Here is a 5,941-nt window from a genome sequence, read left to right on the forward strand (position 1 = left end):
CCACGGTGCTGCGCGCGGCGTACACGAACAACGCGGGTCCGGGCGCGGGCGGCTCCAACAGCGGCCAGGGCGGTACCGGCGGCTTCGCCGGCGCGCAGACCGGCAGCGCCGGCCAGTCGGGCGGCTTCGCGGGCAACAGCACCTCGTTCGGCGGCGGCGGCTCGTCGAGCTCGGGCAGCAGCGGCTCGAGCGGCGGCGGCGCGTCCACGCAGGTCAGCCAGACCGCCCAGGTCAGCACCGGCGGCTTCGTGCAGGCCGACCCGGCCACCAACTCGCTGATCATCACGGCGCCCGAGCCGATGTACCGCCAGATCCGCGCAGTCGTCGAGCAGCTCGACACGCGCCGTGCCCAGGTCTATGTCGAGGCGCTCGTCGTCAAGGTCGATGCCAGCAAGCTGGGCGAGTTCGGCGTTCAGTTCACGCAGCTGTTCGGCAACAAGGGTGACTCGACGGTGTCGGGTTTCGGCACCAACTTCGGCACTGGATACAGCAATATCCTGAATCTTTCAGGCGCTGTCGCCACCGGCACGACGGGCGCAACCGCCGCCCTGTCTTCGGGACAGGTGCCGGCGGGCTTGAACCTGGGCTTTCTCAAGAAGGTGGGCAACTTCTACACGCTGGGCGCAGTCGCCAATGCGCTGGGCCAGATCTCCGGCACGAACGTGCTGTCGACCCCCTCGCTGGTCGTGCAGGACAACGAGGAAGCCGATCTGCTGATCGGCAGCAACGTGCCCGTGATCACCGGCAACTCGACGACGACGTCGGGCACGACGACCAGCCCCTTCCAGACCTTCGACCGTCGCGACGTCGGTCTGCGCCTCAAGGTCCGCACGACCGTCGGCGAGAACGGCACCGTCCGGATGAAGGTGTACCAGGAGAACTCCAGCGTCGTGGCCACGGTGACTGCGGCCACGCAGGGCCCGACCTTCGACAAGAGCGCGGTCGAAACGAGCGTGACGCTGGAGGACGGCCAGGTGCTGGTCCTGGGCGGCATGATGAAGGACGAGTACACCGACGGCGAGGACAAGGTCCCGGGCCTGGGCGACATCCCGCTGCTGGGCAACCTGTTCAAGAGCCAGAGCCGCAAGCGCGTGAAGTCCAACCTGATGATCTTCCTGCGCCCGGTGGTGCTGCGCACGCCGGAGAACGCGGCCTCGCTGACCGCCGACCGTTACGACGCGATCCGCGCCTACCAGCAGGAGGTGCAACCGAAGAGCACCCTGGTGCTGCCGGATACCGGCGCCCCGCTGCTGCCGGAGAAGCCGGCGTCCACGCCTGGCGGCGCGCTGCCCCAGCAATTGCCGCTGCCCGTGTATCCGGCGTCTTCGCCGGTGCCGGGCCCGGCCAAGGCGCCGAGCGACGCGGCCAGCGGCCCGCAAGGCCGCTGAGCCCGGAGACACCATGGCCAGCCGCCATCCCCTTCCCTACGCCGTCGCCAAGGCGCAGCATCTCCTGATCGAGGACGACGGTCAGCAGCGCACGCTGTGGGCGCCGCCCGCGCTGACCTTGCCGGTGCTGTCCGAGCTGCAGCGCGTGTACGCGCCGTCGCGCATCGAATGCCTGAGCGTCGCCGAACTCTCCACGCGCATCCAGGCCGCCTATGCGGGCGGCGAGGACAACGCGGCGCTGGTGATCGGCGAGGTCGAGAACGCCGTCGACCTGTCGCGCCTGATGCAGGACCTGCCGGCGGTCGAGGACCTGCTGGAAGCGGCGGACGACGCGCCCATCATCCGGATGCTGAACGCGCTGCTGACGCAGGCCGCGAACAACGGCGCGAGCGACATCCACATCGAACCCTACGAGCGCGAGAGCTCGGTGCGTTTCCGCGTCGACGGCACGCTGCGCGAGGTGGTGCGGCCGAACCGCGCGCTGCACGCCGCGCTGATCTCGCGGCTGAAGATCATGGCGGAGCTCGACATCGCCGAGAAGCGCCTGCCGCAGGACGGCCGGATCTCCCTGCGCATCGGCGGCCGCGCGATCGACGTGCGGGTGAGCACGCTGCCCTCGGCGCACGGCGAACGTGCGGTGCTGCGTCTGCTGGACAAGTCCGAATCGCGCTTCACGCTGGCGGCGCTGGGCATGGACGGCGAGCGGCTGGAGCGCTTCCAGCGCGTCGTGCAACAGCCGCACGGCATCGTGCTGGTGACGGGTCCGACGGGCTCGGGCAAGACGACGACGCTGTACGCCGCGCTGCAGACGGTGGACACCTCGACGACCAACGTGCTGACCGTCGAGGACCCGATCGAATACGAGCTGCCCGGCATCGGGCAGACGCAGGTGAACTCGCGGATCGACCTGACCTTCGCGAAGGCGCTGCGCGCCATCCTGCGTCAGGATCCGGACGTGATCATGATCGGCGAAATCCGCGATTACGAGACGGCGCAGATCGCGATCCAGGCCTCGCTGACGGGTCACCTGGTGCTCGCGACGCTGCACACGAACGACGCGGTGAGCGCGGTGACGCGGCTGACCGACATGGGCGTGGAGCCCTTCCTGCTGAGCTCGTCGCTGCTGGGCGTGCTGGCGCAGCGGCTGGTGCGCAAGCTGTGCCCGGTGTGCAAGTCGTCCGAGCCCTTGCCCGGCGGCGGCACGCGCTACCACCCGGTGGGTTGCTCCGCCTGCTCGAGCAGCGGCTACAAGGGCCGGACCGGCGTGTACGAGCTGATGGTGAGCAACGACGCGATCCGCAGCCTGATCCACAACCAGGCGCCGGAGTCCGAGCTGCTGGCGGCGGCGCGCGCCAACGGCCTGCGCTCGATGCGCGAGGACGGCGACCGGCTGGTGGCCTCGGGCGTCACGTCCGAAGAGGAAGTGCTGCGGGTCACGCGCGAGTGATCGCGGTGATGACCCGGACGCACGAGCAGTAGAGACACGAGGTTCCTAGCGATGCCCGCCTTCAAGTACGACGCGCTGGATGCGTCCGGCAAATCCCGCACGGGCCTGCTGGAGGCGGACACCCTGAAGGCCGCGCGTTCGCAATTGCGCACGCAGGGGCTGGTGCCGCTCGAGGTGAAGGCGGTGGCGGCGCAGCCGGGCAAGCAGGCCCGATTCGCGCGGCGCGCGTTCAAGCCGGCGGGCCTCGCCGTGTGGACGCGGCAACTGGCGGGTCTGGTCTCCGCGGGCCTGCCGCTGGAACGCTCGATGGCGGCGCTGGCCGATGAAGCCGAAGATCCTCGCCAGCGCGAGCTGATGTCGCAGCTGAAGGCCGAGGTCAACGCCGGCTCGTCGTTCGCGCGGGCGCTGGGAACGGCGCCGCGCGAGTTCGACGACGTCTACCGCGCGGTGGTCGCCGCGGGCGAACAGAGCGGCGCGCTCGGGCCGGTGTTGGAGAGCCTGGCGGACGACCTCGAGGAACAGCAGCGCCTGCGTTCGGAGCTTTTCGGCGCGCTGGCGTATCCGGTGATCGTCTGCATCATCGCGGTGCTGGCGGTGAGCTTCCTGCTCACGTACGTGGTGCCGCAGGTCGCGGCGGTGTTCACGCAGACGCGGCAGACGCTGCCGCTGCTGACGCGGATCATGATGGGCATCTCCGACGTACTCCGGAACTGGGGGCTGGTGATCGTGATCGTCGTGGCCGGCGGGTTCATCGGCGCGCGGCAGCTGCTCAAGCGCGAAGGGCCGCGACAGCGCTTCGATGCCGCCTTCCTGAACCTACCGCTGCTGGGCCGGCTGGCGCGCGGGTACAACGCGGCGCGTTTCTCGGGCACGCTGGCGATGCTGGCGGGCGCGGGCGTCCCGATCCTCAAGGCGCTGCAGGCCGCGGCGGAGACGCTGTCCAACCAGGCGATGCGCGCGGACGCGATGGACGCGCTGGCGCAGGTCCGCGAGGGCGCGCCGCTGGGCGCGGCGTTGGCGGGCAAGAAGCGTTTCCCGGGACTGCTGTCGATGTTCGCGCGGCTGGGCGAGCAGACGGGTCAACTGCCCGACATGCTGCAGCGCGCGGCCAAGCAGCTCGGCAATGAAGTGAAGCGCCGCGCGATGACGTTGGCCACGCTGCTGGAACCGCTGCTGATCGTGGCGATGGGCGGCGTGGTGATGCTGATCGTGCTGTCGGTGCTGCTGCCGATCATCGACATGAACAAGCTGGCGGCGCAGTAAGGCGCCGAGCCGGCGCTCGCGCGCCGATGTGCCGACGCCGGGCAGCGGCCGCCTATCATCGGGCCCATGCCCGCCTCTCTCGACGGCCGCCTGGTGGTGGCCCTTTCCTCCCGCGCGTTGTTCGACTTCGAAGAGGAGAACCAGCTCTTCGAGAACAGCGACGACCGCGCCTACATGCGCCTGCAGCAGCAGCGCCTGGACGAGCCCGCCAAACCTGGCACCGCCTTCTCGCTCGTGCGCAAGCTGCTGGCGTTCAACGTGCCCGGCGAGACGCCCCGCGTCGAGGTCGTCGTGCTGTCGCGCAACGACCCGATCTCGGGCATGCGCGTGTTCCGCTCGGCGCAGCATTACGGCCTGAACATCGAACGCGGCGTCTTCACCCGCGGCCACAGTCCGTGGCGCTACCTGAAGCCGCTCAAGGCGCAGCTCTTCCTCTCCGCCAACGAGGACGACGTGCGATCAGCGCTCGTCGCGGGCGTTGCGGCGGCCCGTGTTTTCCCGCAGTCGGCGCGCGCTTCCGCCGCCTATCCGGATGAACTGCGCATCGCCTTCGACGGGGATGCCGTGCTCTTCTCCGACGAGGCCGAGCAGATCTTCCAGCGCGACGGACTCGACGCTTTCCAGGAGCACGAGATCGCCCGCAAGCTGACCCCGCTGCCCGCCGGTCCGTTCAAGCAGGTCCTTCATGAGCTGCAGCGCCTGCAGGACGCGCCCGCCGTGCCCATGCGCCTGCGCACCGTCCTCGTCACCGCCCGCAGCGCGCCCGCGCACGAGCGCGCCATCCGCACGCTGATGGACTGGGACGTCGAGGTCGACGAGGCCATGTTCCTCGGCGGCCTGCCCAAGGGCGAATTCCTCCGGGAATTCGAGCCCGACTTCTTCTTCGACGACCAGCACGGCCACGTCCAGAACGCCGTCCCGCATGTGCCCGCCGGGCACGTGGCCATGGGGGTGACGAACCGCTGACGCCGCCCGCGGCGCCAGAATCCGCGCCGCATGACTTCCGGCTGCCGTCAGGCCGGTCCCCTCCACGCTCCGACGCTCCGCCCCGGACTCCCACAAGGAAGACCCACGATGCGCATCACGCTCCGTCGCCTGGCCATCGCCACGGCCTGCTCGATGGCCACCCTCGCCATCGCCGCCGAATCCACCGCCACTGCGGCCGCTGCCGCAGGCACCGCCGACGCCGTCGCCCGCGGCGCCCCCGCCCGGCCGGCCGTCACCGATCCCTCGCTCGGCTTCTACCGCCAGCCCGCGCTGCGCGGCGACCGGCTGGTCTTCGTGGCGGAGGCCTGCCGGGCATCTCGCCGACGTTGGGTATCTACTCGCAGGGCGGCCAGGAATTTGTCTACGCCCGGCTGTTCCCGCTGCTGCCGAATCGCACGCCGCCGCCCCCCGAGCTGTTCGCGCAGTTTAGCGGCCGGACCAACCTGTTCTACTACGATTGGGAGATCACTTCGAACCGCGTGGCCAATGCGCGCCAGCTCTACCAGCTGGGCAGCATCTTCAATCTCCGCACCCCGCCGTCGATCGAAACGCCCTCCCAAAAGTGGCTGGGCGCGATCGTCTCGCTGCTGGGCGACGCCGTGACTGAGATCACCCAGACGTCGCCGCAGGAGCTCACGTTGATCCGCAAGTCCCGCCTGGGCTTCAGCGGGTTTGAGCTGGCGACGCTCTCGATGTGGCTGGAGAGCCCGGCCTTTCCGCATCATATCGCCCGCCCGCCGGTGGTGCGCGTGGAGGATCTCAAGCGGAACAAGGCGGCGGCGCCGGCGCCCGTCCGGAAGTAGCCATGCCACTCAAGCTGGGGGTCAACATTGACCACGTCGCGACCCTCCGGGAG

General features: G+C 69.9%; 5 protein-coding genes. All 5 read left to right on the forward strand.

What is annotated here, in order from left to right; translation table 11 throughout:
• On the forward strand, positions 1-1,388 hold a 1,388-nt coding region (locus VF536_RS08335), incomplete at its 5' end, for a secretin N-terminal domain-containing protein (RefSeq protein ID WP_331614358.1).
• Positions 1,389-1,401: 13 nt separating this feature from the next.
• Positions 1,402-2,835, forward strand: coding sequence for a type II secretion system ATPase GspE (gene gspE / locus VF536_RS08340; protein WP_331614359.1), 1,434 nt, complete (start codon positions 1,402-1,404; stop codon positions 2,833-2,835).
• 51 nt (positions 2,836-2,886) lie between these two features.
• Positions 2,887-4,098 carry a type II secretion system inner membrane protein GspF gene (gene gspF, locus VF536_RS08345; RefSeq protein WP_331614361.1) on the forward strand — a complete coding sequence of 404 codons (1,212 nt, stop codon included), beginning with the start codon at positions 2,887-2,889 and terminating at the stop codon, positions 4,096-4,098.
• Positions 4,099-4,164: 66 nt separating this feature from the next.
• Positions 4,165-5,064 carry a 5'-nucleotidase gene (locus tag VF536_RS08350; protein WP_331614362.1) on the forward strand — a complete coding sequence of 300 codons (900 nt, stop codon included), beginning with the start codon at positions 4,165-4,167 and terminating at the stop codon, positions 5,062-5,064.
• A gap of 347 nt (positions 5,065-5,411) precedes the next feature.
• Positions 5,412-5,888: a hypothetical protein gene (locus tag VF536_RS08355; protein ID WP_331614363.1), complete on the forward strand. Its 477-nt coding sequence runs from the start codon at positions 5,412-5,414 to the stop codon at positions 5,886-5,888.
• Positions 5,889-5,941 lie beyond the last annotated feature (53 nt).

The sequence above is a fragment of the Roseateles sp. genome (genome assembly GCF_036486225.1).
In the GTDB taxonomy this organism is placed as follows: Bacteria; Pseudomonadota; Gammaproteobacteria; order Burkholderiales; family Burkholderiaceae_C; genus Roseateles.

Bases quoted from the DNA above. Each gene is read 5' to 3' on its own strand.
- gspF (WP_331614361.1), top strand. From the start codon at position 2,887: ATGCCCGCCTTCAAGTACGACGCGCTGGATGCGTCCGGCAAATCCCGC.
- gspE (WP_331614359.1), top strand. From the start codon at position 1,402: ATGGCCAGCCGCCATCCCCTTCCCTACGCCGTCGCCAAGGCGCAGCAT.
- VF536_RS08350 (WP_331614362.1), top strand. From the start codon at position 4,165: ATGCCCGCCTCTCTCGACGGCCGCCTGGTGGTGGCCCTTTCCTCCCGC.